The organism is Yokenella regensburgei, from assembly GCF_051486985.1.
In the GTDB taxonomy this organism is placed as follows: Bacteria; Pseudomonadota; Gammaproteobacteria; order Enterobacterales; family Enterobacteriaceae; genus CBFFRJ01.
The window spans coordinates 1-26,899 of record NZ_JAHVDV010000039.1; the positions used below are offsets into that span (position 1 = coordinate 1).

The 26,899-nt window shown below is 52.4% G+C and carries 26 protein-coding genes and 1 pseudogene; 7 read left to right on the forward strand and 20 right to left on the reverse strand.

Translation table 11 applies throughout. From position 1 onward, the window contains the following. Window positions 1–275: 275 nt before the first annotated feature. From gntU to KXR87_RS20800, 6 genes are all read right to left on the reverse strand, one after another. Complete coding sequence (gene gntU, locus KXR87_RS20775) at window positions 276–1,616, reverse strand: gluconate transporter (RefSeq protein WP_437434113.1); 1,341 nt, start codon at window positions 1,614–1,616, stop codon at window positions 276–278. Between the two features lie 11 nt (window positions 1,617–1,627). Beyond that, complete coding sequence (gene gntK, locus KXR87_RS20780) at window positions 1,628–2,149, reverse strand: gluconokinase (RefSeq protein WP_437434114.1); 522 nt, start codon at window positions 2,147–2,149, stop codon at window positions 1,628–1,630. A gap of 136 nt (window positions 2,150–2,285) precedes the next feature. Next, window positions 2,286–3,281 (reverse strand): gluconate operon transcriptional repressor GntR, encoded by a 996-nt coding sequence (gene gntR, locus KXR87_RS20785; RefSeq protein ID WP_437434115.1) that lies wholly within the window; start codon window positions 3,279–3,281, stop codon window positions 2,286–2,288. A 102-nt stretch (window positions 3,282–3,383) separates the two neighbouring features. Further along, on the reverse strand, window positions 3,384–4,079 hold the full coding sequence (locus tag KXR87_RS20790) for a pirin family protein (RefSeq protein WP_437434116.1): 696 nt from the start codon (window positions 4,077–4,079) through the stop codon (window positions 3,384–3,386). 114 nt (window positions 4,080–4,193) lie between these two features. Continuing rightward, entirely contained in the window at window positions 4,194–5,240 is a 1,047-nt protein-coding gene (locus KXR87_RS20795; RefSeq protein ID WP_437434117.1) for an oxidoreductase, read from the reverse strand. Between the two features lie 28 nt (window positions 5,241–5,268). Then, on the reverse strand, window positions 5,269–5,523 hold the full coding sequence (locus KXR87_RS20800) for a hypothetical protein (RefSeq protein WP_437434118.1): 255 nt from the start codon (window positions 5,521–5,523) through the stop codon (window positions 5,269–5,271). Between KXR87_RS20800 and KXR87_RS20805 the strand changes: the two genes are divergently transcribed. From KXR87_RS20805 to KXR87_RS20820, 4 genes and pseudogenes are all read left to right on the forward strand, one after another. After that, the gene (locus KXR87_RS20805; protein WP_437434119.1) at window positions 5,522–6,196 is read left to right on the forward strand and encodes a bactofilin family protein; all 675 of its coding nucleotides are present in this window, start codon (window positions 5,522–5,524) and stop codon (window positions 6,194–6,196) included. The two genes, KXR87_RS20800 and KXR87_RS20805, sit on opposite strands and share 2 nt — an antisense overlap. Before the next feature lie 185 nt (window positions 6,197–6,381). Then, a complete protein-coding gene (gene yhhY, locus KXR87_RS20810; protein WP_437434120.1) occupies window positions 6,382–6,870 on the forward strand; it encodes an N-acetyltransferase in 489 nt (162 codons plus the stop codon). Between the two features lie 192 nt (window positions 6,871–7,062). Then, window positions 7,063–7,539 (forward strand): annotated as a pseudogene (locus KXR87_RS20815) (Hcp family type VI secretion system effector); the annotation flags it as partial. Between the two features lie 3 nt (window positions 7,540–7,542). Next, a complete protein-coding gene (locus tag KXR87_RS20820) occupies window positions 7,543–7,740 on the forward strand; it encodes a hypothetical protein (protein WP_437434150.1) in 198 nt (65 codons plus the stop codon). 141 nt (window positions 7,741–7,881) lie between these two features. Here KXR87_RS20820 and KXR87_RS20825 read toward each other — a convergent pair whose 3' ends face one another. Both KXR87_RS20825 and ggt read right to left on the reverse strand, forming a co-directional pair. After that, window positions 7,882–8,235 (reverse strand): hypothetical protein, encoded by a 354-nt coding sequence (locus tag KXR87_RS20825; protein ID WP_437434121.1) that lies wholly within the window; start codon window positions 8,233–8,235, stop codon window positions 7,882–7,884. 654 nt (window positions 8,236–8,889) lie between these two features. Beyond that, window positions 8,890–10,644: a gamma-glutamyltransferase gene (gene ggt, locus KXR87_RS20830; protein ID WP_437434122.1), complete on the reverse strand. Its 1,755-nt coding sequence runs from the start codon at window positions 10,642–10,644 to the stop codon at window positions 8,890–8,892. Window positions 10,645–10,766: 122 nt separating this feature from the next. Here ggt and KXR87_RS20835 point away from each other — a divergent pair, with 122 nt between their 5' ends. After that, complete coding sequence (locus tag KXR87_RS20835; protein WP_437434123.1) at window positions 10,767–11,216, forward strand: DUF2756 family protein; 450 nt, start codon at window positions 10,767–10,769, stop codon at window positions 11,214–11,216. Here the strand turns inward: KXR87_RS20835 and ugpQ are convergent. The 10 genes from ugpQ to livK form a co-directional block, all read right to left on the reverse strand. Further along, window positions 11,213–11,953 carry a glycerophosphodiester phosphodiesterase gene (gene ugpQ / locus KXR87_RS20840; RefSeq protein ID WP_437434124.1) on the reverse strand — a complete coding sequence of 247 codons (741 nt, stop codon included), beginning with the start codon at window positions 11,951–11,953 and terminating at the stop codon, window positions 11,213–11,215. The genes KXR87_RS20835 and ugpQ overlap by 4 nt on opposite strands. Further along, complete coding sequence (locus tag KXR87_RS20845) at window positions 11,950–13,023, reverse strand: sn-glycerol-3-phosphate import ATP-binding protein UgpC (RefSeq protein ID WP_437434125.1); 1,074 nt, start codon at window positions 13,021–13,023, stop codon at window positions 11,950–11,952. Before KXR87_RS20845 ends, ugpQ begins: the two co-directional genes overlap by 4 nt. Window position 13,024: 1 nt before the next feature. Then, entirely contained in the window at window positions 13,025–13,870 is an 846-nt protein-coding gene (gene ugpE, locus KXR87_RS20850) for a sn-glycerol-3-phosphate ABC transporter permease UgpE (RefSeq protein WP_437434126.1), read from the reverse strand. Next, the gene (ugpA, locus tag KXR87_RS20855; protein WP_437434127.1) at window positions 13,867–14,754 is read right to left on the reverse strand and encodes a sn-glycerol-3-phosphate ABC transporter permease UgpA; all 888 of its coding nucleotides are present in this window, start codon (window positions 14,752–14,754) and stop codon (window positions 13,867–13,869) included. The genes ugpE and ugpA overlap by 4 nt, the downstream gene beginning before the upstream one ends. A gap of 114 nt (window positions 14,755–14,868) precedes the next feature. After that, window positions 14,869–16,185, reverse strand: a complete 1,317-nt coding sequence (gene ugpB, locus KXR87_RS20860) for a sn-glycerol-3-phosphate ABC transporter substrate-binding protein UgpB (protein WP_437434128.1) — start codon at window positions 16,183–16,185, stop codon at window positions 14,869–14,871. A 270-nt stretch (window positions 16,186–16,455) separates the two neighbouring features. After that, on the reverse strand, window positions 16,456–17,169 hold the full coding sequence (gene livF / locus KXR87_RS20865) for a high-affinity branched-chain amino acid ABC transporter ATP-binding protein LivF (RefSeq protein WP_437434129.1): 714 nt from the start codon (window positions 17,167–17,169) through the stop codon (window positions 16,456–16,458). A gap of 1 nt (window position 17,170) precedes the next feature. After that, window positions 17,171–17,938, reverse strand: coding sequence for a high-affinity branched-chain amino acid ABC transporter ATP-binding protein LivG (livG, locus tag KXR87_RS20870; protein WP_437434130.1), 768 nt, complete (start codon window positions 17,936–17,938; stop codon window positions 17,171–17,173). Further along, window positions 17,935–19,212 carry a high-affinity branched-chain amino acid ABC transporter permease LivM gene (locus KXR87_RS20875; RefSeq protein ID WP_437434131.1) on the reverse strand — a complete coding sequence of 426 codons (1,278 nt, stop codon included), beginning with the start codon at window positions 19,210–19,212 and terminating at the stop codon, window positions 17,935–17,937. The genes livG and KXR87_RS20875 overlap by 4 nt, the downstream gene beginning before the upstream one ends. After that, entirely contained in the window at window positions 19,209–20,135 is a 927-nt protein-coding gene (gene livH, locus KXR87_RS20880) for a high-affinity branched-chain amino acid ABC transporter permease LivH (protein ID WP_437434132.1), read from the reverse strand. Before livH ends, KXR87_RS20875 begins: the two co-directional genes overlap by 4 nt. Window positions 20,136–20,170: 35 nt before the next feature. Further along, a complete protein-coding gene (livK, locus tag KXR87_RS20885) occupies window positions 20,171–21,280 on the reverse strand; it encodes a high-affinity branched-chain amino acid ABC transporter substrate-binding protein LivK (RefSeq protein ID WP_437434133.1) in 1,110 nt (369 codons plus the stop codon). 473 nt (window positions 21,281–21,753) lie between these two features. Here livK and panM point away from each other — a divergent pair, with 473 nt between their 5' ends. After that, the gene (gene panM / locus KXR87_RS20890; protein WP_437434134.1) at window positions 21,754–22,137 is read left to right on the forward strand and encodes an aspartate 1-decarboxylase autocleavage activator PanM; all 384 of its coding nucleotides are present in this window, start codon (window positions 21,754–21,756) and stop codon (window positions 22,135–22,137) included. Window positions 22,138–22,682: 545 nt separating this feature from the next. Here panM and KXR87_RS20895 read toward each other — a convergent pair. Both KXR87_RS20895 and KXR87_RS20900 read right to left on the reverse strand, forming a co-directional pair. Beyond that, window positions 22,683–23,786 (reverse strand): branched-chain amino acid ABC transporter substrate-binding protein, encoded by a 1,104-nt coding sequence (locus KXR87_RS20895; protein WP_437434135.1) that lies wholly within the window; start codon window positions 23,784–23,786, stop codon window positions 22,683–22,685. Between the two features lie 251 nt (window positions 23,787–24,037). After that, entirely contained in the window at window positions 24,038–25,303 is a 1,266-nt protein-coding gene (locus KXR87_RS20900; RefSeq protein ID WP_437434136.1) for a 4-aminobutyrate--2-oxoglutarate transaminase, read from the reverse strand. Window positions 25,304–25,409: 106 nt separating this feature from the next. Here KXR87_RS20900 and KXR87_RS20905 point away from each other — a divergent pair, with 106 nt between their 5' ends. Beyond that, window positions 25,410–26,885, forward strand: a complete 1,476-nt coding sequence (locus KXR87_RS20905) for a PLP-dependent aminotransferase family protein (protein ID WP_437434137.1) — start codon at window positions 25,410–25,412, stop codon at window positions 26,883–26,885. The last annotated feature ends 14 nt before the right edge of the window (window positions 26,886–26,899 follow it).

The window sequence follows — 26,899 nt, forward strand, 5'->3', positions numbered from 1 at the left end:
ACCGCGAAGCGGCGATTTTCCTTGCCGGGAGCCCGGGTCGCCAGGGTGGTGGCGGTGAACCACCCTGGCACGTTCACGGGTTCTGGCGTGACAGAAAAGCAAGGAACATAAGGTGAACGGAATGACCACAAGAGCCGCATGTTTCCCCTCACCCTGGCCCTCTCCCCAAAGGGGCGAGGGGGCTTTCCGTGCTCGAAATATTTTGTGGGGATCCCTCAGCTCCGTGGGAGAGGGTTGAGGTGAGGGCATCAGACCGCACCTCTCCATGCAATACCTTAACTTAGCAACGTAAACGCAATCATCCCGACAATGGCACCAGTGGTCCCCAGAATGGTTTCCATTAACGTCCAGGTCTTTAGCGTCTGTGCTTCGGTGGCGCCGGTGAATTTACCGAATAACCAGAAACCCGCATCGTTCACGTGACTGACCACAATGGAACCACCGGCAATACAAATCGACAGGGCTGCCATCTGCGCTCCGGTAAAATGCAGTTGCTCAATCACCGGCATCACCAGCCCCACCGCCGTTAAGCAGGCGACCGTAGCAGAACCCTGAATAATACGCACCGCAGCGGCCAACACGAAACAGGTCACTGCAATCGGTAGCCCCATTCCGGTCAGCGCTTCACCCAGCGCCGGGCCAACGCCTGAATCCACCAGAACCTGTTTGAATACGCCGCCCGCCCCAATCACCAGCAGGATAATCCCGGCGGGTTGCAGCGCCTGGCCGCAGATTTCCATCACGCGGTCTTTCGCCATGCCCTGACGAATCGCCAGGCCATAGATTGCCACCAGACATGCCACCAGAATCGCCGTAAAGGGGTGACCAATAAACTCAAGCCAGTTGTAAAGACCAGAGCCTTCGGCAACAAAGCGGGCCGCGATCGTCTTCATTCCCACCAGCACCAGCGGCAGCAGAATGAGCGCCAGACTAAAGCCAAAAGAGGGCATCTTACCTTCGCCCAGATGCGGCTCGGAGATGTCGTCCGGGATATGCAATTCAACATAGCGGCTAATAAAATTGCCCCACAGCGGCCCGGCAATCAGCATGCCCGGAATGGCCGCACACAGGCCAATCAGGATCATCCAGCCAAAATCTGCGTGCATCTGAGAGGCCAGCAGCATAGGAGCAGGACCTGGCAGCAGAAACGCCGCAGCCGCAGCCACCCCCGCAAACAGCGGAATGACCAGCTTCACCAGGTTGGTCCCGGTGTGGCGCGCCATAGAGAAAGCCACGCTAATCAACAGCACAACCGCCACTTCGAAGAACAGCGGCAGTGCGCAGATCAGACCGGCCAGGCCAATCGCATAGTGCGCGCGGCTGTGACCAAAGGATTTGAGCATCTTCACGGCAATCTGGTCGACCGCGCCGGTCTCATGCAGAATTTTGCCGAACATGGCCCCGAGCGCCACCACAATGGCGAGGAAGCCCAACGTACCACCCATCCCTTTTTCCATCGTCGCCGCAATTTTAATGAGCGGCATACCCGAAAAAAGACCTGCACCAATAGAAACCACCATCAAGGCAACGAAAGCATGCATACGTGCTTTCATCACTAAAAACAGCAGCAGCAAAACAGAGCCCACTGCTGTTAAAACAAGCGTTAATGTACTCAAAACTACTGCCTTTATTTATTAATTACTGCAATTGTGCTGGCGACAACCCCTTCCAGCGGCTGGTCGATATCGACGACAAGTACGTCGCGCTCGTCCGCACCCGGCTCCTCCAGTGCTTCAAACTGGGTCACCAACATCTGCGTTTTAAAGAAGTGGCCTTTACGTGCTTTCAGACGACGTTCGATCACGTCAAATTCGCCTTTCAGATAGATAAAGGAGAGGTTCGGATTCCCATCACGTAACAGGTCACGGTAGCGCTTCTTAAGAGAAGAGCAGACGATCAGCGACACCTTGTTGGTGCGTTGCATCGCAAACGCAGCGTCGTTCAGCGCCTGCAGCCAGGGCTTACGGTCATCATCATTCAGTGGCTCACCTGCCGCCATTTTTGTGATGTTGCTGCGCGGATGAAGGAAGTCGCCATCGAGAAACGCGGCATGGATTTGATGCGCCACTTCACTGGCGACAGCGGATTTACCACTGCCAGAAACGCCCATCAGGACATAGACGTGGTGATCATGATTAGTCGTGCTCAAAGCGTAGCTCCCACTCAGACAAAGAGAATTGTTACGGGTAACAGTTATCGGTAACATTGTCCTGCCGGGGTAATGGAGAAGCAATATCCATTCATGCCAGAAGTGAATAAGTGTGAGCTAGTTCAAATTTGTCAGACTAAATTGATCCACCCGGTGACAAAGTGAAACCTAAATCTAACAATTTTGGCGTAACTGTTTCACCTCGAATCCGCGCCAGCAGCCGTTCGGCACCGATACGCCCCATACGTTCACGCGGCGTCAGTACGCTGGCCAGACGGGGCTCCATCACCTGGCCGATGTCATGCCCATGAAACCCGGCAATCGCCATATCATCAGGAATGCTTAAGCCCAGACGCTGGCACTCAAAGGCAGCGCCAATGGCCAGGTCATCGTTGGTACAAAAGATCCCGTCAAGCTGCGGGTATTCGCGGCGGGCCTGTCGCATCAGGTCAATACCAGCAGAATAGGATGAAGACTGCTCCACCATTACACTGTAGGGCGTCAACCCGGCGTCGAGCATCGCCTGCTCATACCCCTTCTGTTTGATGATAGTACGTTCATCGAGACGTGCACCCAGGTAGGCCACACCACGGTGACCACGGGCAATGATAGCGGCCGTCATTTGCCGGGCGGCTTCGAAGTTATCGAATCCAACGGCGATATCCAGGCAGGGGGAGACGCTATCCATCAGCTCAAGTACCGGAATGCCGGCCACTTCTATCATCTTCAGTGTACGTGGCGTGTGAGTACGTTCGGTCAGGATCAGGCCGTCAATATTCCACGAGAGCATGGATTCAAGACGTTCCTCTTCCATCTCAGGCTTGTAGCCAAAGTGGGCCAGCATGGTCTGATAGCCCCATGCGTCGGTCACGCTTTCTATACCACGTAGAACTTCAGCAAATACCTGGTTGGTTAAGGAAGGCAGCAGAACGCCCACCGCACGACTGGTGGCGTTGGAGAGAATGTCAGGAGCGCGATTGGGAATATAACCCAGCTCATCAAGCGCGGCCGCGATTTTTCCCCGAAGGGCGATGGAGACTTGCTCCGGATTTCGCAGAAAACGACTGACCGTCATTTTGGTCACGCCCACGCGATCGGCCACATCCTGAAGTACGGGTCTTTTCTTTTTCATCGTCCTGAAGTAATAAGCTGAGAAATAATGGCTCAGTTTATCACGGACACTACGCAACCTTCCGGTGTTAACCAGAAGGTTGCGTCATTTATTTAAGCAGGATCATACTGGCGGCAGATCAAAGAGCAGAATTTCACTGTCACTGTCCGCATGAATCGACAGCGCTTGCTCATCCCAGATAGCCAGGCCGTCACTGGTGGTGGCTTTGGTTCCGTTAATCGTCACGTCCCCTTTCACTACCTGGATCCAGACTTTGCGATCCGCAGCCACCTGGTAAACCGACTGCTCATCTTTCAGCAAGGCCCAGCGATACAGTTCCATATCCTGATGCACTTTCAGGGAGCCTTCACGGGCATCCGGAGAGAGTACCAGCTGGCGGCCCTGCTTCGCGTCAAAACGACGCTGCTCATAGCGAGGCGTAATGCCCGTTGCTTCTGGAATAATCCAGATCTGGTACAGACGCAGTGGCTCGGTGGCGCTCGGGTTGTACTCGGAGTGACGCACCCCGGTGCCGGCGCTCATAATCTGGAATTCACCTGCCGGTACCTGCTCTTTGTTGCCCATGCTGTCTTTGTGTTCCACAGCACCCTGCAACACGTAGGTCAGGATCTCCATATCTTTATGGGGGTGAGTCCCAAAGCCCTGGCCGGCGTCAATTACGTCGTCATTGATAACGCGCAGTGCTGAGAAGCCCATGAAGTTAGGATCATGATAGTTGGCAAATGAAAAGGTATGCCAGGAGTCCAGCCAACCATGATTTGCATGGCCACGGTCGTTTGCTTTGCGTAAGTAAATCATGTTTTCACCCTCGTGTTCGTTTCGATGGAGTCAGTGTGTACCCGATCGAACCGCAATCATAGAGGGTGAAAATTGACTCCTCTGTTCAAAAAAAATGAACAAGTTAAAATAAGCTTAAATCCCCTGCTTTGCGAGGGTTACCGTGGCTGGTGAGGCCTGCTCGAAGGCCCGCTCCAGGATCTCAAGATTAGTGAGAACGTCAGATTCCTTGACGTAATTGTCCACCCCGTCATTGATGGTGGCATAAAGCGCATCATAGACCTGGCCGTAATCCCCCTGCTCCGGCGGCAGAATTTCTCTTACCGTCTCGCCGGCACCGTTAATGTACTCCAGCACACCAGTGCTTTCATCAGCCGCAAAGCCCGGTTCACCCGGCATGATGTTAGCTTTTAGGCTGGTCTCCTGCTGGTCGATACCGTACTTGATAAATGATCCTCTGGTGCCATGAACAATGAATTTCGGATAGTCGATTTTCACCAGGTGGCTGGTTTTGACGATTGCCTTCAGGTCACCAAAGAACAGCTGCGCTTCGAACGTATCATCAGGATTGGCTTTATTGCGCAGGCTGCGAAGGTCATAAGCCACATGATCGGGGCGACCAAACAGTGAAATAATTTGATCCAGGGTGTGTACGCCCAGCCCATAGAAGAACCCATCCTGCGGCAGGCCAGGCCTGGTCTCTGCAACAGGACGGTAGTAGTCGAAATGGCTCTCTACTTCGACAATCTCCCCTAATTTGCCGCTCTCAATCACCTTTTTTGTCATCAGGAAACAGGAGTCAAAGCGGCGATTCTGATAAGGCGTAACGGTAAGTCCTTTACTTTTTGCCAGGGTAAACAGCGTGATGGCTTCTGCCAGAGTGGGCGTAAACGGTTTTTCGACCAGTACGTTTTTGCCGGCTTCCAGCGCCCGTTTTGCATATTCAAAGTGGCTGTCAGCATGCGTACAGACGATCACCAGTGCGATTGTCGGGTCGTTGAGCACCTCATCAAGATCGCTGGTGAAATGAATATGTTGATACTGCGGGTTCTGCTCTTCCGGCTTCGCGCTGCGCCGGAAAATGTGGCTCACTCGCCAGTTCTCTTTGCGGTTAAGAACATACGGAAGATGGTAACGGGTCGTACTTTTGCCAAAGCCGATAAAGGCACAGTTCAGGGTCATGATGCGGTCCTTGTTTTGCGTCACTGCGTTAAACCTTAGCGCAGTCAGTTGGTGATAAAAACCGCCGGGCGTCTGAGATTAAAACATCCATTAACTGAATGGCTGGAAACATCACCACCTTTATTCTGTATAAAACAACAAAATACAAGGGCTTATAAATCCTAAAGTGCTGCGTCTGACCTTGACGCAAACCGTTCAATTCCGCATAAGAGAGCCGCGTTTTTGCACGTACGTCAGCACAGGCGTTGCTGATAATCCCGAAAGGTGGCTCAGGATCTTCCATGGAAAGAAAATACTACCTGCTCAACCTCACTTTTTTATTGTGGCTGTTTGCCTTGTTAGCCTGGTGTCTGGGTGAACATACCCTGGCCCGTATTGCAGGATTACTGGCCGTTGCTGCCTTTATCATTCAACTCGTTCAAGGATGGATAATACCGATGTTCAAAAAACAAAAGCCCGCTGAAGCGTCTGCCACGCCGACCACACCCGCTCCGGTGAATGAAACAGTGACCAGCGCACTGGAAAAACATACCAATACGGTTATCGCCAGCGATGTGCATGTGGAAGGCAATATCGTTTCGGCGACACCGGTCTACATACACGGCAGTCTGCACGGCAACATCACGGCGCCTGAAGGTCTGATAAAGGTTATGCGCACGGGCTCAGTGGAAGGTAACGTGACCTGCCGCGAGCTGATTATTGACGGGACGATTCAGGGTCAGTGCCTCGCAGATACCGTTGAAATTTATGAAAACGGACGAATCAATGGCACCCTCGCATACCGGCAACTGGCGATAAAAAAAGGAGGTCAGTTTATCGGGCAGGCCGATATCCAGCCGCCTGAGCAGACGAAGAACAACGTAGTGGGGTTGAAAACTGAGGCCTCTTTAGCGCAAAGCGATAAACCTGCAGATGGTCTAAATGAGCAAAAAAAAAGCCAGCACCCGGCTGGCTAAAAAATACTGGAAGCAATGTGAGCAATGTCGTGCTTTCAGGATTACCGCATAGGTTTCCCTGAACGCATGACAATAATAATCATTATCATTCGCACTTGTCCACTCCTATTTTGCAAAAAATGCTGCTTGACTCACTTTGGCAACTCGGTGAAGTTGAAAGGGAACATTCAAAAAGGAGAAAGGAAATGAGTAGCATCGTGATCCGCCATGCAGAAGCCCGTGACGCAGAGCCCTTACGTCAGATTAATGCGCATCCGGAGGTTTATCACGACACGCTACAACTTCCTTATCCTTCTATGGACATGTGGAAGGAGCGACTGGAACCACGAGCCGGCCGCCGCCACCTTGTCGCCTGTATTGACGATGTGGTGGTAGGCCATGTGGTGGTGGATGTTGAACAAAATCCACGCCGCAGCCACGTGGCCACCTTTGGCATCAGTGTTTCCAGCGCATTCCGTGGACGTGGTGTAGGCAGTGCTATGCTGCGCGAAATGGTCAATCTCTGCGATAACTGGCTGCGCATTGAGCGCATTGAGCTGACGGTTTTCGTCGACAACACCCCGGCGCTGGCGCTCTACCGCAAGTTTGGTTTTGAAGTGGAAGGCACCGGCAAGAAATTTGCTCTACGTAACGGTGAATATGTGGATGCCTGTTTTATGGCGCGGGTGAAATAAATTTAAAAACCCCTCTTTCAGTAATAGAGGGGTGATTAATAGAAATAACATATAATTTTTATTAAATATACTCCACATCTATAACACCCGACATCTTATGCTCCATCTCACATCTAAAATATAGAAACTCTTAAAATATAGACCTTCCTTTAAATAAATAGTAAAAGATACTTTTCTAAAGGGAATTTAGAAATGGAAAATATAATATACCTTTCAATAAATGGCACACAGCAAGGTTTAATATCTTCCGGATGTTCAACGCAAAAATCTATAGGTAACAACTATCAGTCAACTCATGAAGATGAAATTTTCATTTATGAATTGATAAGCGAAATGACGCGTGAACAAAACGTCATGGTACAGCCAGTCCAAATAAGAAAACCTACCGACAAATCAACACCACTGTTAGCTCACGCTGTAGCGAACAATGAATAACTTGAATGCATATTTAAAGTTTACCGTTCTTCTCGAGGGGGAGGCATGGAATTCTACTTCCAGCTAAGGCTCCTCAAAGCTCATATAAATCATATACGTTTTTATTATCCAAACTCATTGACTCATAACGACAGTCAGCCGTAAGAAAGCATCTCTTTCATTTATGAACCAGTTTTATGGGAACATATCGCCGCAGGAACCAGCGCATGGAGTTTATGGGAAGAGAGGATATTCAAAATGGGAACGGCAGCCATCATTTATTTGAGAATCGATCTTGAACGCTATGCATTAGCGCTATGTTGCGTCGCCAACCTCGGGGCTACATTTTTTATAAAATCCACATTATCAAGAATGGAATACATTCAGGAGATTGGGAATTTAATAACAGAAATCACCAAAGAATTCAATTTAACTTCTGATGTCAACGAGCAATGACTATGGAAATAATTTTTGTTGAAATCCAGAATGTTAAAAATCATCCAGGCTGGCTCTATGGGTTATAAATTCAAAATAACATTTCTGGATGAAGATTATAAATTTGATAATTATTCATCACCAAAATGGCTTAGACATAAATCATCTAGATATGTAGACAATCCATATCTCAGGAAGTTCTTTTGGAGTCTTAACACTATGATAAATGAACTTATATTTCATCAAAATCATCTTGAAACATAAACTAAATGAGAAAGAAAGATTCTTTTTAGCTTGATACAAACACATTGTCGTTACAAAAAGGAATATCACCCCGTAAATATAAAACGCTTTTAACCCATCATTTTCAAAAACAGAGAAAACAAGGAAGACAAAGGCTATAGTAGAAATCATTCCGATGGATGATGCACAAAAACCAGATAAGGACATTATTGTATAAATAAAATCTTGCTTTTCATCTACCGCAATACCATTTTTTCGGGCAATTTTATTCATTTTCGTATAGCGCCCCTTCAGGTAAAAGGTCTTTCTTCGTCAGAATCGATAAAATAATTTCCCTTGCATTCATCCTTATTCTCCATTCATCAGCAATCTTTGTCATCAAAAATATCACTACTTGAGTATTTCCTGAGACACCACCTTAATCTAAGGAGTTTGAGATAAGTGAGCCAGGGTAATCTTAATGTTGAGCAACTTCTTACACAGAAACATGCCACAATAAAAACATGAACACCACATAACGATATGAAATACATATCAAAAACGCTATCCATAAATAGAAAAGAGATTAACAAATAACAAAATGAGACATAATTAACAATCCAGACGTATTCGGCAGACATCTTTGCATAATGCAAAATAAGATTCATCACGGTCTCGCTTTCCGTGGGCCTCTCCCCTTCAGAATAAACCTGATCGACTAAGGATTTATATCGACGTTTGAACCATAAAAGTTCTTTATAAGTAAAACCCGTGATAATTCTCTTCCTGACATTCATAGCACCTCCTGGCAAAATAAACATTTTGCGGAGATTTTATATAAACGCAAATCTTTAGTTTAATTTTCTATATTTTATTCGCACCAGAAATATATAAACTTTTAATTAATCATCGTGAAGGCCCTTTTTAGCAAAAGGGCCTTTATTATGTTTAATATCCTGCCGTTAAATCATCCACTGTCCTTGGGTCAGATGCCCCATACAACATGCCATCCGGGCCGACCATAATGCTCTGCGTGCTGCCCATTGCCTCTTTCACTGCCACCTTCTGCCCTTTCTGCTCAAGCAGTTTAAGGGTATCAGGGCTAAAGCCTTTTTCGACGCGCAGCTCATCCGGCAACCATTGATGATGGAAGCGCGGTGCATTGGTGGCTTCGGCGACGTTCATCCCAAAGTCAATGCTGTTCACGACCATTTGCAGTACGGTTGTGATGATGCGGCTACCGCCTGGGCTACCGGTGACCAGCCAGGTTTTACCGTCTTTGACCACGATAGTCGGCGACATCGAGGACAACGGACGTTTGCCCGGCCCCACGGCATTAGCATCGCCGCCCACCAGCCCGTAGACGTTAGGCACGCCGGGTTTAGCAGAGAAGTCATCCATCTGATTATTCATCAGAATACCGGTATTCCCCGCCACGATGCCTGAACCAAACGTCGTGTTCAGGGTGTAGGTCACCGCAACAGCGTTGCCGTCTTTATCCACAACCGAGTAGTGTGTCGTCTGGTTACTTTCATATGGCTCAAGCTTACCGGGGCGAATCTGGCTTGACGGTTTCGCCTTATTAACGTCGATCTGCTGGGCCAGGGATTTGGCATACTCTTTATTGGTCAGCGCCTGCCAGGGAACCTTAACGAAATCCGGGTCGCCTAAATATTCCGACCGGTCGGCATAAGCGTATTTTTCCGCCTCAGCCATCACCTGCAGGGCGTCCGCGCTGCCAAACCCATATTTAGCGAGATCGAAATTCTCCAGAATATTAAGAATTTGCACAATATGGATCCCGCCAGAAGAAGGCGGCGGCATTGAATAAACCTGATAGCCACGGTACTCGCCGCTAATCGGGGTGCGCTCGACAGCTTTGTAATTCGCCAGATCGTCTTTGGTGATAAGACCACCGTTTTTACTCATCTCCTCGGCAATCTGATCGGCAATCGGCCCCTTATAGAAGGCGTCGGGACCTTTTTCAGCAATCATCTCAAGACTTTTGCCAAGATTGCTCTGCACCAGTTTCTCACCCTTCGTCAGCGGCTCACCCTCTTTCCAGAAAATGGCTTTACTGCTGTCGTGGTTCGGCAGCACTTCGCTACCGTAAGTTTTGAGGTCATCTGCCAGGGCATCATTGACCACAAATCCCTGCTTCGCGAGTTTGATGGCGGGCTGTACCACTTTGTTAAGCGGCATTGTGCCGTATTTCCCGAGCGCCAGAGAGAAACCCGCGACCGTGCCCGGTGTGCCTGAAGCTAAATGGGAGGTCAGTGATTTCTTGCTGTCCGGGTTACCCTGCTCATCAAGGAACATGTCACGGGTGGCAGCAGCCGGAGCCATTTCGCGAAAATCGATAGCCGTTGTGTTCCCCTCTTTGGTGCGGATCATCATAAACCCACCACCACCGAGGTTACCTGCCTGAGGGTGCGTCACTGCCAGCGCGTAACCTACCGCCACGGCAGCATCTACGGCATTCCCCCCTTGCCTTAGGATCTCAACCCCGACCCGAGTGGCGGTATCGTCAACCGAGGCCACCATACCCTGCCTGGCGCGAACCGGGTGAAAGACATCGGCCTCAACCCCATAGGATACCGGCGCAGGCGCCGCGACAGGCGGAGGGGCGGCTGCAACGCTAAAACATCCTCCCGCCGTCAGAGCGGCGATGGCCACCCAACGTGCAAACTTCTGCTTCATCATCGTCCTTCTCCTTCAATTGGGGCGACAGTCCCCGCTTAAGCCTGGTTCAGAACTCTTAAAAGATCATCGAAATGTCTGAAAGCAAGTAAACTTAGGAGAAGCCTCACACGGAGGAGATGACCATGAAACCACTGATTCTTGTGGCGGCATTTTTGCCGTTTACCGCATTCGCACAGCCTTTAAATACCCTGAATAACCCTAACCAGCCGGGTTATCAGATACCCAGTCAGCAGCGAATGCAGACGCAAATGCTCAACCAGCAACAGCAGCAAAAGGGGATGCTGAATCAAAATTTGCAGACGCAAACCCGCCTGCAACAACAGCATCTTGAATCACAGATTAATAACAACTCTCAGCGGGTACGCCAGTCGCAACCGGGCGAACTCAATGCGGGTCAGCAACAAATCTTACCCAACACCCATGGCGGCATGTTGAATCAGAGTGTCAACAGCGATGCGCCGCTAACCCAGCAACAGCATATGCTGCCATCCCAACAGACCAACGGTATGCTGAATCAGCACTCTGTCAGCACACCGCAGGCCAATATTCCGTTGAAGACGGTCACGCCCTAAGGTTGAAAATGGGGACCGATGACGTCAATCGCATCGGTGCAGATACAGTCAACGCCCCAGCGTAACAGCTCTGCTGCACGCTGCGGGTTGTTGACGGTATAGACCAGAATATGCAATCCAGCGTCACGCAGCGCGGCAACACGCGCCTCGTCAAGCAGACGATGATTAAGGTGAATGGAGACGCAGCCGAGACGCGTCGTCAATGCATGCCAGTCATCCCGCCATTCGTCCAGCAGCAAACCACGGGGCAGTTCCGGTGCTGCCTGTTGCGCCGCCTCCAGCGCATCAATCTCAAAGGATGATAACAGCGGCGGCGTCATGCCCTGCCACAACTCGCGAGCCGCCAGTGCGACGGTTTTCCCGGTCAGTGGGCCTGTGCCGGTGGTCGGTTTAATCTCTATGTTTGCCAGCAGCCCGTGGTCGCGGCAACGCCCGGCGACGTCGGACAGTTGCGCCAGGGGTTCGCCCTTAAATTCCCGACTAAACCAGCTGCCTGCATCCACTTTCAGCAGATCGTTCCACGTTAGATCACCCGCCACACCCCAGCCGTTACTGGTGCGTTCAAGATTGTCATCATGCAGCAGGAAAATATGCCCGTCTTTTGACAGCTTGACGTCAAACTCAATCATGGTGTGACCGTAGCGGGCACCTACGTCAATTGCCGCCAGCGTGTTTTCCGGTGCCAGTTTTCCGCCGCCACGGTGGGCGACGATGTGGGGGTAAGGCCAGTTGCTCATATGCGTTGTCCTGTTTCACCGTCGAAGAGGTGCAGGTGATTTTCCGGCAGATGCAGCCATAATGTACTGCCCTGCACCGGACGCTCCTGATGGGGCAAACGCACCACCAGTTTGTGGTTGCCCCAGCGACCATGCGCCAGGTTATCCGCACCGAGCATTTCCAGGGTATCCAGTACCAGCGGTACCCCACCTGCGGCCTGTGAGCTTAACGCAATATGTTCCGGGCGGATACCCAGCGTCATTTTGCGCCCGGCATAGCCGCGGTAGAACCAGTTAATCGGCAGTGCCATGCCGCTGTCGAGTTCAAAATGGGTGCCGGTGCTGCTGATGCGACCATCCAGTAAGTTCATTGCCGGGCTGCCGATAAAGCTCGCCACAAAACGACTGGCCGGCTTTTCATAAACTTCTATCGGCGTACCAATCTGCTCTGCAACACCTTTGTTCATGACCATCACGCGTTGCGCCAGGGTCATCGCCTCCACCTGGTCATGGGTCACATACAAGGAGGTGGTTTTCAGACGACGATGCAGATGTTGTAACTCAAGACGCATCTGCACGCGCAGTTTGGCATCGAGGTTAGAGAGGGGTTCATCAAACAGAAACACCGCCGGGTCACGCACTATTGCCCGCCCCATAGCGACGCGCTGACGCTGACCACCGGAGAGCTCACGAGGGCGGCGCTTGAGCAGGCCATCGAGCTCCAGAATACGGGCCGCTTCCTTGACCCGCTCGGCAATATGCTCTTTGCCCATGTTACGGATTTTCAGCCCCCACGCCATGTTCTCTTCCACGCTCATGTGCGGGTAGAGCGCGTAGTTCTGAAACACCATCGCAATCCCACGATCTTTGGGTTCCATTTCCGTCACGCGCTGACTGTCAATCCAGATATCGCCGGTACTCACGCGCTCCAGCCCCGCAACCATGCGTAGCAGCGTCGACTTACCACAGCCTGACGGCCCTACCATTACAATAAATTCGCCATCAGCCACATCAAGGGTTAGTGGCTGAATAACCTGCGTTTTTCCGCCATCCCAGCTTTTGGTTACAGCCTGTAATTTTAATCCTGCCATCTTATTTCTCACTGTCTACCAGGCCACGCACGAACGCGCGCTGCATGGCTAAAACGATAACGACCGGAGGGATCAGCGTAAGCAACATCGCCGCCATCACCTGGTTCCATTGTGTGGTGCCTTCGCCCGTGGCGATCATGCCCTTAATGCCTGCGACTGCGGTGCCCAGGTTGACGTCACTGATAATCAGCAGCGGCCACAGATACTGGTTCCAGCCGTAGATAAAGGTGATGACAAACAGCGCCGCAAGGTTGGTTCTGGAGAGCGGCAGCACGATATCCCGGAAAAAGCGCATCGGTGAGGCCCCATCAATGCGCGCCGCCTCAATCAGCTCATCCGGCAGGGTCATAAAGAACTGACGGAACAGGAAGGTGGCGGTCGCTGAGGCCATCAGCGGCAGCGTCAGGCCGGTGTAGCTGTCGAGCATTTTCAGGTTGGCGATGACTTCCACGGTCGGGAAAATACGCACTTCAACCGGCAGCATCAGGGTGATAAAAATCATCCAGAAGAAGAGATTACGCAGCGGAAAGCGAAACCAGACGATAGCGAAAGCGGAGAGCATCGACACCGCGATTTTCCCCACGGTAATGGAGAAGGCCATGATGAAACTGTTGGTCAGCATCAGCCAGAACGGGGCGCTGTTTACCCCCACGCCCTGCGTCCAGATGGTGCGCAGGTTTTCCCACAAATGGGTGCCAGGAATTAGCGTCATCGGCGTGTCATAGACGGCGTTAATGTCCAGCGTGGCGGTGACGAAGGCGACGTACATGGGAAACAGGATCGTCACAATGCCCAGAATCAGCATAACGTGGCTGAATAAGGTTAGCCCGGGGCGGTTCTCAATCATTGGTAACGCACCTTACTTTCAACATAACGGAACTGGACGACGGTCAGCACGATAACCAGGAACATCAGCACCACCGACTGTGCGGCAGACGCCGAGAGATCCAGTCCAACAAAACCTTCTCGGTAAATCTTGTAAATCAGGGTCGTCGTGGCCTGTACCGGACCACCCGCCGTCGCGGCGTCAATGACCGGGAAGGTGTCAAAGAAGGCATAAACCAGGTTGACCACCAGCAGGAAGAAACTCACCGGGGCTATCAGCGGCAGTGAGAGCCTGAAGAACCGACGAACCGGCCCGGCACCGTCTATCGCGGCGGCTTCAACCAATGAACGCGGGATGGATTGCAGCGCGGCGAAGAAGAACAGGAAGTTGTAGCTGATCTGCTTCCAGACGGAGGCGAAGACCACCAGGAACATCGCCTGACCACTGTTCTGCGCGTGGTTCCAGTCGTAGCCGAACTGCTCAAGAAAATGGGTAATCAGCCCGCGGCCTGGGTTGAAGAGGAAGATCCATAACACGGCAGCAACCGCCGGGGCGACGGCATAGGGCAGCAGCATCAGCGTCTGATAAATGCGGCTGCCGCGCACCACGTTATCCACCAGGGCGGCAAAAAACAGGGAGCTGAAGAGGCCAAAAAAGGTTACCAGCGCACTGAAGCGCATCGTCGTCCAGAAGGACTCGAGATAGTAGCTGTCACGGAACAGGGCGGAAAAGTTGTCCAGCCCGACAAAGGTGCTGGAAAGCCCGAAGGGATCAACGCTCTGTACCGAGTACCACAGCGCTTCGCCCGCAGGCCAGATAAAGAATATAACGGTTATAACCAGTTGGGGCGCGACCAGCAGATAGGGCAGCCAGCGCGAACGAAACACCGGACGGGATGAGGACATAGTTAAGCTCTGCGTTGTATTTTCCCCTCACCCTAACCCTCTCCCCAGAGGGGCGAGGGGATGGTTTGCACCCTCTCCCTTTCAGGGAGAGGGCCGGGGTGAGGGTGTAAGCTATTAAGACTTCGTGGATTGCTCGAAACGACGCAGCAGCTGATTACCACGCTCTACAGCGGCATCCAGCGCCTGTTGCGGGGTTTTCTTACCGGTCCACACACTTTCCAGTTCCTCATCCACGATGGTACGGATCTGCGGCATGTTGCCCAGACGCAGACCCTTGGTGAACGGCAACGGCGGCTTGTTCAGCATCTGACGGGTGGCGATATCAGCCCCTGGATTCTTGTCGTAGAAACCCTCTTTACGGGTCAGCTCATACGCCGCAGTGGTGATAGGCAGATAGCCCGTTTTCTGGTGCCATTCAGCCGCATTTTCTGGTTTAGCGAGGAATTCCAGGAACTGAGCAACGCCGGTATAAGTGGCTTTGTCTTTGCCCTGCATGACCCACAGGCTGGCACCACCAATGATGGCGTTCTGCGGTGCGCCTTTCACGTCAGCGTCGTAAGGCATCATGCCAACACCGTAGTTAAATTTGGCGTAATGGCGAATGTCTGCCAGAGAACCAGAAGAGGCGGTCGTGATGGCGCAGTCACCGTTGTAAAACTTCTCGGTAGACTCATCTTTACGACCAAAATAGCTGAAATCGCCCTTCTTATTCAGCTCCTGCAACATCGCGATATGTTTCACCTGCTCTGGCTTATTGAACTCAAGCACAGCATCCGTACCATCGAAGCCATTGTTTTTAGTGGCGACCGGCAGACCGTGCCAGGCGCTGAAGTTTTCGATCTGGATCCACCCCTGCCAGCCGCTGGCGTAACCGCACTTCATCCCTGAGGCTTTGAGTTTGGCCGTGTAAGCTGCCAGGTCCTGCCAGGTTTTTGGCGGCTGCTCAGGATCTAAACCGGCTTTTTTGAAAGCGTCTTTGTTGTAGTACAGCACCGGCGTGGAACTGTTGAATGGCTGAGACAGCAGGTGACCGGTTTTAGAGTCGGTGTAGTAACCGGACACGGTCGGGACGAACTGAGATTCGTCGAAAGTGATACCGGCATCTTTAAAGACTTCGTAGACTGGCTTAATTGCCTTCGAGGCCATCATGGTCGCCGTGCCCACTTCATAAACCTGCAGCATGGCAGGCGCATTACCGGTACGGAACGCAGCAATGCCGGCACTCAGGCTCTGCTCGTAGTTCCCTTTGTACACCGGCACAATTTTGTAATCCGGGTGGGTTTCGTTAAAACGTTGCGCCAGGGATTCAACTTCTTTACCCAGTTCCCCTTCCATGGAATGCCAGAACGGGATAGATGTAGCGGCCATTGCGTTGCCTGCGAAGATCAACCCAAGTGCCAGACCTAAAGCTGTGTGTCGTAACGGTGTCATTCGGTTTTCTCTCTTGTTGTGCCGGATGCGCGATATCACGCGTTTTATGCTCGCGAGGTAACATGACACGCTCGAATTACAGAAAAATAACCGTTTAATTACAATAAAGTGACAACCAGGCGTCAGAGAGATGATGACAGGATGATGAATTGGTGAAGGTTAGATGGCGAGGTAATGTGTGGCCTGATGCCCTCACCCCGGCCCTCTCCCACAGGGAGAGGGAGCAAACACTAAAAACGGCAACTAACAACGTTGCCGTTTTGCTTTTACCTATCCGCCCAGATAGGCGCTACGTACCGCTTCGTTAGCCAGCAGCGCATCACCGGTGTCTTCCAGCACCACGTGGCCGTTTTCCAGCACATAGCCGCGATCCGCGAGTTTCAGCGCCTGGTTGGCGTTCTGCTCGACGAGGAAGATGGTCATTCCTTCTTTACGCAGCTGTTCGATGGTGTCGAAAATCTGCTGGATAATGATCGGTGCCAGACCCAACGAGGGTTCATCAAGCAGCAACAAACGCGGCTGGCTCATCAGCGCACGACCAATCGCCAGCATCTGTTGCTCACCACCAGACATGGTCCCCGCACGCTGCACCCGACGTTCATGCAGACGCGGGAAGAGATCGTAAACACGCTTAATGCGGCTCTGGAACTGTTCGCTGTCAGCAAAGAAGCCGCCCATCGCCAGATTCTCTTCCACCGTCATACGGGAGAATACGCGACGCCCTTCCGGAACAATCGCGACCGCTTCACGCATGATTTTTGCCGTCTGCCAGTCGGTAATATCTTTGTCATCAAAGACAATACGACCACTTGTGGCACGTGGATCGCCGCAGAGCGTCCCCAGCAGCGTGGTTTTCCCGGCACCGTTGGCACCAATGAGGGTCACAATCTCGCCCTGATTGATATGCAGGCTGACGTCGTGCAGCGCCTGAATTTTGCCGTAGTGGGCACTAACTTTGTCAAAAGACAACATGACTTTTTCCATTTTATGCCTCACCAAGGTATGCGCGGATCACGTCCGGGTTGTTACGGATCTCTTCCGGGGTACCGTTCGCCAGCGGGGTTCCCTGGTTTACAACGTAAATACGATCGGAGATGCCCATTACCAGTTTCATATCATGCTCAATCAGCAGGATGGTGGTGTTGTGGTGACTGCGCAGTTCAACAATCAACTCATCCAGCTCTTTGGTCTCTCTCGGGTTCAGGCCAGCGGCCGGTTCATCAAGCATCAGAATTTCCGGCTGGGTAACCATGCAGCGGGCGATTTCCAGGCGACGCTGATCGCCATACGCCAGGTTACTGGCCTGGCGGTTAGCGTGCGCTAACAAACCAATACGCTCCAGCCAGATAGCCGCCCGATCGAGAGCTTCTGCTTGCGCGCGGCGGAATGAGGGCGTTTTCAACAGGCCAGAGAACACGCCGGTTTTCAACTGCTGATGCTGTGCCACCAGCAGGTTTTCAATCACCGTCATCTCACGGAAAAGACGCACGTGCTGGAACGTACGCACCACGCCCATGCGGGCGATCTGTTGTCCCGGTAGCCCCTCAAGGTGCTGGTCACGCAACATAATGGTGCCGCCGGTCGGCTTGTAAAAGCCGGTCAGGCAGTTAAACACCGTGGTTTTACCTGCCCCGTTCGGCCCGATAAGGGAGACAATTTCCTGAGGATGTAAATCAAGCGCCACGTTATTAACGGCCAGCAGGCCGCCAAAACGCATCATCAGGCCATTAACGGATAACAGTGGCTGACTCATGCCTGCTCTCCTTTCGCCTGACTATTTTTCAGTTTCAACTGTACGCGGGTCATCGGCAGCAAGCCCTGCGGACGCCAGATCATCATCAATACCATCAAACCACCCAGCATCAACATACTGTATTCATTGAAATCACGCATCAGCTCGCGCGACACCACCAGCAGAATCGCTGCGAGGATGACCGCAAACTGGGACCCCATACCGCCCAGCACTACAATCGCCAGTACAAACGCCGATTCCGCGAAGGTAAAGGATTCCGGGCTGACAAAGCCCTGACGAGCTGCAAACAGCGTACCGGCAAAACCTGCAAAAGCAGCACTAATGGTAAACGCGGTCAGCTTGATGCGGGTCGGGTTCAGCCCCAGAGAACGGCAGGCAATTTCATCTTCACGCAGGGCTTCCCAGGCACGGCCCAGGGGCATACGCAGCAGGCGGTTAATCACAAACAACGAGAAGACCACCAGCAACAGCGCCACCAAATAAAGGAAAATAACGCGATCGCTCGGGTCATACGGCACGCCGAAGAAGTTACTGAAGGTATCCCAGCCGCCTTCACGCGCGCTGCGGCTGAACTCCAGGCCAAACAAGGTCGGTTTAGGGATCTGGCTGATACCGTTCGGACCACCGGTAATTTCGGTATTGTTCAACAGCAGAATACGGACTATCTCACCGAAGCCTAAGGTCACGATCGCCAGATAGTCACCGCGCAGACGCAGTACCGGGAAACCGAGCAGGAAGCCCGCCGCCGCGGAGACCAGCGCCGAGAGCGGCAGGCAGGTCCAGAAACCGAGCCCGTAATAGTGATTCAGCAGCGCAAAGGTGTACGCGCCGATGGCGTAGAAGCCGCCGTAACCGAGCACCAGCAAGCCGGACAACCCCACCACCACGTTCAGTCCTAACCCCAGGATGATATAAATCATGGTCATGGTGGCGATATCAACAGTGCCGCGTGAAACCACAAATGGCCATGCTACGGCCGCCACCAACAGGGCAACCAGGAACAATTTCTGTTTAACGGTAGAACCGTCAATCGCGGGCAGGATGAATTTCGGGCCAGAGACGTTTTTCAGGCTCTTCTGGAACACCGGACGCAGAAGCTGGAAGAAGAACACAACTGCGGTGCCAATGAAGACCCACTCCCAGCGAATGCTCGCCGCGGTGTTGACCACGAGTTTGGTGCCATCCAGCTCTAACTGCACGCCCATAAAGACGCCCGCGAGCACGAAGAACATGGCAGCAGAGAGCAGCGCCATCGCAAAATGCATCGGTTTCATACTTTTTCAACCTCCGGGCGACCCAGGATACCGGTCGGCATCACCAACAGCACGATAATCAGCAGGGCAAAAGCCACCACATCTTTATATTCCGTACTCAGGTATGCAGAGGAGAGCGATTCCGTCACGCCCAGAATCAGACCACCGATCATGGCACCAGGAATGCTGCCGATACCGCCTAATACTGCGGCGGTAAAGGCTTTCATGCCCGCCATAAAGCCGATATACGGGTTGATAACGCCATAGAACTGACCGAGCAATACCCCCGCTACCGCCGCCATCGCTGCACCGATAACAAAGGTGAGCGCAATGACACGGTCGGTGTTAATACCGAGCAAACTGGCCATTTTCAGATCTTCCGAACAGGCGCGGCAGGCACGGCCCATGCGGGAGTAGCGAATGAATATGGTCAGCGCCAGCATAGAAACGAAGGTCACCACCCAGATAACTAACTGCATGGTGGTGATGGTCGCAGAGAAGTTTTCGCTGCTGCCTACGGTCCATTGACCGTTGAACAGACTCGGTAGCGCCACATCGCGCGACCCTTCGGTAAGGCTGACGTAGTTCTGCAGGAAGATGGACATCCCGATAGCGGAAATCAATGCAATCAGGCGCTTAGAGCTACGTACCGGACGATAGGCCACCCGTTCAATGCTCCAGCCATACGCACTCGCAATTACGATTGCGCCGACAAAGCCTGCGGTAATTAACAGCCAGCTTGCGTCAATACCCATCATCATCAGGGCAGCAATGATCATAAAGGAGACATAGCTACCAATCATATAAACCTCGCCGTGGGCGAAGTTGATCATGCCGATAATGCCGTAAACCATGGTGTAACCAATGGCGATCAACGCATACGTGCTTCCCAGCGTGACGCCGTTAAACATCTGCTGCAAGAAATAGAGAAACTGCTCGGACATAACGTAACCTTTTAAACCCGCAATAACGGGATGAGTTATTTAGCTACCGAAGACGACCCATCGGCGTGCCACTGAAAGACACCAAAATCAAATCCTTTCAAATCGCCTTTCTCATCCCAGTTCAGCGGCCCTATTACGGTTTTAGCCCCGTTGGCTTTTAAATCTTTCACCAGCGCCAGCGGTTCGTTGCTACCCGCGCGGTCAAGTGCCTGCGCCAGTGACTGCACGGCGGCATACGTGATCCAGACATATGGTCCACTCGGATCTTTTTTCTCTGCTTTCAGCGCATTGACAATGCTCTGGTTGGCCGGGTCCTGGTCATAGCGTTTTGGCATAGTGACCAGCATGCCTTCGCCCGCATCGCCCGCAATATTCGAAAGGGAGGCGTTACCCACACCTTCCGGACCCATAAACTGCGTTTTCAGGCCATTTGCACGAGCCTGACGCAGGATTTGGCCCATCTCCGGGTAATAACCACCGTAGTAAACAAAATCGATATTTTCTTTCTTCAGACGCGCCACCAGCGCAGAAAAATCTTTCTCGCCTGCGGTGATACCGTCGAAGAAGACAATATTGGCGGCGCTGGCTTTCAGGCTTTCCTGAACAGAGCGCGCCAGACCTTCACCGTACTGCTGCTTGTCATGAATAATGGCAATGCGCTGCGGCTTAACGGCGCTCAAAATATATTTCGCGGCGGTAGGCCCCTGAGAGGAGTCCAGTCCTGCGGTACGCATGATGTAGTTATAGCCGCGCTGGGTCAGTTCCGGGTTCGTTGCACCCGGGGAGATCATCAAAATGCCTTCGTCTTCATAAATGTCTGACGCGGGCTGGGTTGAGGATGAACAGAGATGGCCAATAACATACTGTATGCCGTCGTTTACGATTTTGTTAGCGACAGCCACGGCTTGTTTCGGGTCACAGGCATCGTCATATTCCACGGCAACCAGTTTATCGCCCTTGATGCCGCCTTTTGCGTTGATATCTTTGATGGCCTGACGTGCGCCATTGAACTCCATGTCACCCCACTGAGCAACCGGACCGGACATCGCACCCACAACCGCTACTTTAATATCTGCCGCCATGGCTGTATGGGACATTGCAAATGCAACCATCCCCGCGATAACTGTCTTCGCGTTCCTTTTCATACTTCAAATCCCCGTTCGTGATGTAGTGCCACACCTGTTTATCAGGTCATGTCGCAACGACATGAATCTCTAGTGTGAAAATTTTGTTTTTTTATGGTTAAAAAGCATTCTGTACTTTTAATAGACAACGCTATTTTTACCAGTGCCATGAATGGTTTAGCGCAGTTTTTTGGCAAAAACAAGACTAAATACTCTATTTTTCAGGCGATTAAGCAAAGATAATATTCTGAATTTATCAGGAGATAAACCAAAAAAGTTCAGTTGGCAGCATAAAATAATGGCACAAAGAGCGGAATAAAACGCTACCTTTTAGGGGAAAATGCTACCTGGTTTTTGATCTCTAATGTTTAAAACTGCAACATCGCCTGCCTTAAAAGTAATCGCCTGCAAAACGAAAAATAAAAAAGTAACAGCCCGCGTCAGGGGAAATTGTTTACACTGCCCTTATCTTGAAAGACAGGGACACGCTGTACATGAAATTGACTATCATCCGTCTGGTGAACTTTACCGACCAGGATCATATTGATTTAGCTAAAGTCTGGCCGGAATACTCTCCTGCATCGCTGCAGGTAGATGAATCTCATCGTATTTACGCGGCACGCTTCAACGATCGTTTATTAGGTGCGGTGCGAGTAACACTGCTTGGTACGCAAGGGGCACTGGATTCCCTGCGCGTGCGTGACGTCACCCGTCGCCGTGGTGTCGGGAAATATTTGCTGGACGAAGTGATTGCCGATAATCCGGGCATTACCACCTGGTGGATCACCGAAGTTGGCGTAGAAGACCGTTCGATTATGGCCGCTTTCGCCCAGGCTATGGGCTTTACCGCGCAGAATGATGGCTGGGTGAAGCGTTAGGGCGCTCCGGCCTGATGCCCTCATAACGGCCCTCTCCCACAGGGCTGAGAGGAATCCCCACAAAAAATGCCAGCCAGCCTGGTCCCCTCGCCCCACCGGGGAGAGGGTTAGGGTGAGGGGAAACATGCGGCTCTTGTGGTCATTCCGTTCACCTTATGTTCCTTGCTTGTCTGTAGTGTCAGAACCCGTGAACGTGCCAGGGTGGTTCACCGCCACCACCCTGGCGACCCGGGCTCCCGGCCAGCCGTCAACGCCTCATCGATTTTCAGCCGGACCCAGTCATCGCGGTGACTGTCTAATTCTCATTGCGCCGTGATATCGCTGCAAAACGTCATATTTCTGGGGATTCTTCAGCCCACGGGGAGCAAACATTAAAAAAGGCAACTTGCGTTGCCTTTTTGCTTTTATTCTGGTGCAGATTTGACCAGGAATTTCGTGCTACAGGAAGATGGCAAAGACGTTAATCCCCAGGAGCTTACATCAGTAAGTGACCGGGGTTAACGGATGCAGCCAGCGCCCTTGTAGTGCGAAAGGCGAAGGTCAAATTATTTAGCGTCGGTGGCCGTACCGTTCGCATGCCAGGTAAACACGCCGAACTCAAAGCCCTTCAGGTCACCTTTTTCGTCCCAGGACAGCGGCCCCATCACGGTTTCAACGGAGTTCGCTTTCAGCCAGGTGGCAATTTCAGCCGGTTCTGCGTTCTGGTTCAGACCCGCAGCCAGGGACTGCAGTGCAGCGTAGGTGGTCCAGACAAATGCGCCGCTTGGATCCTGTTTCTTCGCCTTAATCGCATCTACGATAGGTTTGTTTGCCGGAACCTGGTCGTAGTTTTTCGGTTTGGTTACTAACATGCCTTCAGCTGATTCGCCCGCAATGTTAGACAGGGAAACGTTCGCTACGCCTTCCGGCCCCATGAATTTGGTTTTCAGCCCTGCCGCACGAGACTGACGCAGAATCTGGCCCATTTCCGGGTGGTAACCGCCGTAGTAAACGAAGTCGATATTCTCTTTCTTCAGACGCGCGACCAGGGTAGAGAAATCTTTTTCACCTGCGGTGATGCCGTCAAAGAAGACGACGTTCGCGCCACCTTTTTTAAGGCCATCCTGCACGGCACGCGCCAGACCTTCACCGTACTGCTGTTTGTCGTGAATGACCGCAATGCGCTGTGGCTTCACGCTCTCAAGGATGTATTTTGCGGCGGTTGGGCCCTGGTCTGAGTCAAGGCCGGTGGTACGCAGAGTCAGCTTATAACCACGAGCGGTCAGCTCAGGTGCGGTCGCCGCCGGGGTGATCATCAGAATGCCTTCATCTTCATAGATATCAGACGCAGGCTGAGTAGAAGAGGAGCACAGGTGGCCAATAACGTATTTAATGCCATCGTTAACCACTTTGTTCGCTACCGCGACCGCTTGTTTCGGGTCACATGCATCGTCGTATTTAGTGATAACCAGTTTGTCGCCTTTAATACCGCCTTTGGCATTAATGTCTGCGACAGCCTGCTCAGCACCTGTAAATTCCTGATCACCGTACTGCGCAACCGGGCCAGACATTGCACCGACAACGGCAACTTTAATATCTTTGGCAAATGCCATGTTGCTCATTGCTAACGCAATACATCCTGCCAGTAACGCTTTACCCTTCATTTTCATCCTGAGGTTCCCCATTCTTGTGGTGATTGAATTTGTTGTGATGTTGTTGTTCGGCACATTATTTTGTCTACAGTCATAAGGAAAGAATATGATGGTAGTTCTGAGAGCGTCTTCCCGTGCCTTTGCAGCATTCTCTGCTAAAACATACCCCATTTTCTGAAATTTGGAACAACATTTTTGAAGGTTATATAACAGCAGGATGAATAATGCAGGAAAGCCGCCAGAAGGCGGCTTCAGATTATCCATCAGGTTTATCGTGTCAGCGCGTGATGAATAATATCCAGCGCTTTGCGGAACTGAGCCTCTGGAATAGTCAGCGGATAAAGGAAACGAATCACGTTGCCGTAGACCCCGCAGCTCAGTAATAACAGCCCCGCTGCCAGTGCGTTATCCTGCACCTGCCGGGTAAATTCCGGTGACGGCGCGCCAGAGTCCGGGTCGTTAAACTCTACTGCGACCATCGATCCCTGCGCGCGAATATCCGCAATGAACGGACAGTCCGCTTTCGCTTTGGTCAGCACTTCCACCAGGTGTTGACCCAGATGATTAGCACGCTCGCACAGATGCTCTTCTTCAATCACATCCAGTACCGCATGCGCCGCCGCGACCGCCAGTGGGTTACCGGCATAAGTCCCGCCCAGCCCACCGGGCGCGGGCGCATCCATGACCTCGGCACGACCGGAAACGGCAGAGAGCGGCAGGCCGCCCGCCAGGCTTTTCGCCATCGTAACCAGATCGGGTTTGACGCTGTAATGCTCCACTGCGAACAGTTTTCCGGTACGGGCAAAGCCGGTCTGCACTTCATCGGCAATCAGCAGAATGCCGTGCGTGTCACAAAGTTTACGCAGCGCCTGCATAAAATCATCGGGGGCAATGTTGAACCCCCCTTCCCCCTGTACGGGCTCAAGGAGAATGGCCGCTACCTGGTCCGGGGCGATATCCGCTTTGAAAATACGATCCAGGCTCTTCATCGCCTCAGCCGTGCTCACGCCATGCAGGGCATTTGGAAATTGCGCATGAAAAATAGAACCGGGGAAGGGGCCAAAACCGATTTTGTAGGGTGCGACTTTGCCAGTCAGCGCCATGGTCATATAGGTGCGACCGTGAAAACCACCACCAAAGGTAATCACCCCGGGACGCCGGGTATGGGCACGGGCAATTTTTACCGCGTTCTCTACCGCTTCAGCACCGGTAGAGAAAAAAGCCGTTTTCGCCGGGCCTTCGACAGGGACACGTTCGTTGATCCGTTCCGCCAGCGAGACATAACTCTCATACGGGACAATCTGGTATGCCGTGTGGGTAAAAGCGTGCAACTGCTTTTCCACGGCGGCAACCACCTTCGGATGGCGATGCCCGGTGTTCAGCACCGCGATACCCGCCGCGAAATCGATCACTTCATTACCTTCAACATCCCAGAGCGTGGCATTTTCGGCTTTATCAGCATAGAAGCCGCACATTACGCCTATCCCGCGTGGCGTAGCCGCTAAACGGCGTTGTTGTAATTCATTATTTTTCACGTTGTACTCCCCCGTCATGGATTGATCTCGCCGCCATCATCTTTTGTCACAATGCCATAAGCGGTCCTATAATCGAGTACCAGTTTTGAATAATTAAGGGATCCAGTTGCGTTCACTCGTCAGTGACTTACTGCAGTTGCGCCTGGGCGCTCAGCGGGATGGCAGGCTGCATAAGAAATTATATAACGCGATTCGCCTGTCTATTCTGGATGGAAGCCTGCCCCCGCAAAGCCGTCTGCCCCCCAGCCGGGACCTGGCCGCCGAACTGGGGCTGTCACGTAATACGGTGTTGACGGTCTATGAACAACTGCTGGCCGAAGGATATGTGGTTTCACGTACCGGCAGCGGGACCTTTGTCGCCAGGACCGTGCCTGATAGTTTGCTCTCGGCACCCGCATCTCATTCTGACGATGCCACAGGCGACCTCCCGTCACATCTCTCAAATCGTGGACAGCATCTCCTGCAGCGCAGCAGCGCCAGCCCACGCCAGTGGGGGGCATTCTTGCCAGGCGTACCGGATGTGGGCGCCTTTCCCCATGCCCTGTTTCGTAAAATTCAGAGCCGGGTAAGCCGCACCTCGCAGGCAAGTCAGCTCTCATACAGCAATGCAGGCGGTAGCCCGGCGCTGCAGCACGCCCTGGTGGACTACCTGCGCATCTCCCGTTCAGTAAAGTGCAGCGCTGAACAGATCCTGATAACGGAAGGCATCCATCAGGCTATCGATCTGGTCTCACGCATGTTGTGTAACCCCGGCGACAGCGCATGGATTGAAGAGCCAGCGTACTGGGGAATTCGTAATGTTCTGTCGATGAATGGCGTGATCCTGGAGCCGATCCCTGTTGATCTGGCCGGCATGGACCCACCCGAAGCCGGAGAGGGGCCGCCAAAACTGATATTCGTCACGCCGTCTCACCAGTATCCACTCGGCTGTGTGATGAGCCTGGAACGGCGTCAGCGTCTGCTGGCGCTGGCGCGGCAGACGGGGAGCTGGATTGTGGAAGATGACTATGACAGCGAGTTTCGTTTCTCCGGCCATCCGATACCGGCGCTGCAGGGACTGGTGGATGACGCGCCGGTTATCTATACGGGTACGTTCAGTAAGACGCTCTATCCGGGGCTTCGTCTGGGCTATCTGGTGCTGCCACGTCCGTTAATGCAGGCGTTGAAAACCGCGCATACGGAGCTTTATCGCGGCGGGCGCTTACCGGACCAGGAGGCGCTGGCGTTGTTTATCAGCGAAGGGTATTACACGGCCCATATTCGTCGCATGAGGCTCCTTTATTCCCGTCGACGAGCACGGCTGGCAGGCCTGATTGTCGGGGCATTGGGTAAAGAGGCGTTGAGCGAGTTTAACGATAACGCGGGTCTGCACCTTGTGTTATCTCTTCCTGAAGACTGTGATGATGTCGCGCTTGCCCAACGGGCGAATGAGCGGGGCATTCTGGTGCGCGCCCTTTCACGCTATTACGCGGGCGACAGACCGATGAAAGGACTGCTGATGGGATTTGCAGCAATGGAAGAAGAGGAGATGGGCGCGGCGTTTGAGCTGTTGCTGGCCTGTATAGAGAAACCGACGTTATAAGGTGCCAGAAAGCA

Bases quoted from the DNA above. Each gene is read 5' to 3' on its own strand.
- ggt (WP_437434122.1), bottom strand. From the start codon at position 10,644: ATGATGAAGCAGAAGTTTGCACGTTGGGTGGCCATCGCCGCTCTGACG.
- KXR87_RS20795 (WP_437434117.1), bottom strand. From the start codon at position 5,240: ATGACCCTGAACTGTGCCTTTATCGGCTTTGGCAAAAGTACGACCCGT.
- KXR87_RS20895 (WP_437434135.1), bottom strand. From the start codon at position 23,786: ATGAAAATGAAGGGTAAAGCGTTACTGGCAGGATGTATTGCGTTAGCA.
- livF (WP_437434129.1), bottom strand. From the start codon at position 17,169: ATGGAAAAAGTCATGTTGTCTTTTGACAAAGTTAGTGCCCACTACGGC.
- yhhY (WP_437434120.1), top strand. From the start codon at position 6,382: ATGAGTAGCATCGTGATCCGCCATGCAGAAGCCCGTGACGCAGAGCCC.
- KXR87_RS20845 (WP_437434125.1), bottom strand. From the start codon at position 13,023: ATGGCAGGATTAAAATTACAGGCTGTAACCAAAAGCTGGGATGGCGGA.
- KXR87_RS20825 (WP_437434121.1), bottom strand. From the start codon at position 8,235: ATGAATAAAATTGCCCGAAAAAATGGTATTGCGGTAGATGAAAAGCAA.
- KXR87_RS20790 (WP_437434116.1), bottom strand. From the start codon at position 4,079: ATGATTTACTTACGCAAAGCAAACGACCGTGGCCATGCAAATCATGGT.
- KXR87_RS20800 (WP_437434118.1), bottom strand. From the start codon at position 5,523: ATGGAAGATCCTGAGCCACCTTTCGGGATTATCAGCAACGCCTGTGCT.
- livH (WP_437434132.1), bottom strand. From the start codon at position 20,135: ATGTCCGAGCAGTTTCTCTATTTCTTGCAGCAGATGTTTAACGGCGTC.
- ugpE (WP_437434126.1), bottom strand. From the start codon at position 13,870: ATGATTGAGAACCGCCCCGGGCTAACCTTATTCAGCCACGTTATGCTG.
- ugpQ (WP_437434124.1), bottom strand. From the start codon at position 11,953: ATGAGCAACTGGCCTTACCCCCACATCGTCGCCCACCGTGGCGGCGGA.
- livG (WP_437434130.1), bottom strand. From the start codon at position 17,938: ATGAGTCAGCCACTGTTATCCGTTAATGGCCTGATGATGCGTTTTGGC.
- ugpB (WP_437434128.1), bottom strand. From the start codon at position 16,185: ATGACACCGTTACGACACACAGCTTTAGGTCTGGCACTTGGGTTGATC.
- livK (WP_437434133.1), bottom strand. From the start codon at position 21,280: ATGAAAAGGAACGCGAAGACAGTTATCGCGGGGATGGTTGCATTTGCA.
- gntR (WP_437434115.1), bottom strand. From the start codon at position 3,281: ATGAAAAAGAAAAGACCCGTACTTCAGGATGTGGCCGATCGCGTGGGC.
- panM (WP_437434134.1), top strand. From the start codon at position 21,754: ATGAAATTGACTATCATCCGTCTGGTGAACTTTACCGACCAGGATCAT.
- ugpA (WP_437434127.1), bottom strand. From the start codon at position 14,754: ATGTCCTCATCCCGTCCGGTGTTTCGTTCGCGCTGGCTGCCCTATCTG.
- KXR87_RS20805 (WP_437434119.1), top strand. From the start codon at position 5,522: ATGGAAAGAAAATACTACCTGCTCAACCTCACTTTTTTATTGTGGCTG.
- KXR87_RS20875 (WP_437434131.1), bottom strand. From the start codon at position 19,212: ATGAAACCGATGCATTTTGCGATGGCGCTGCTCTCTGCTGCCATGTTC.
- KXR87_RS20820 (WP_437434150.1), top strand. From the start codon at position 7,543: ATGGGAACGGCAGCCATCATTTATTTGAGAATCGATCTTGAACGCTAT.
- KXR87_RS20835 (WP_437434123.1), top strand. From the start codon at position 10,767: ATGAAACCACTGATTCTTGTGGCGGCATTTTTGCCGTTTACCGCATTC.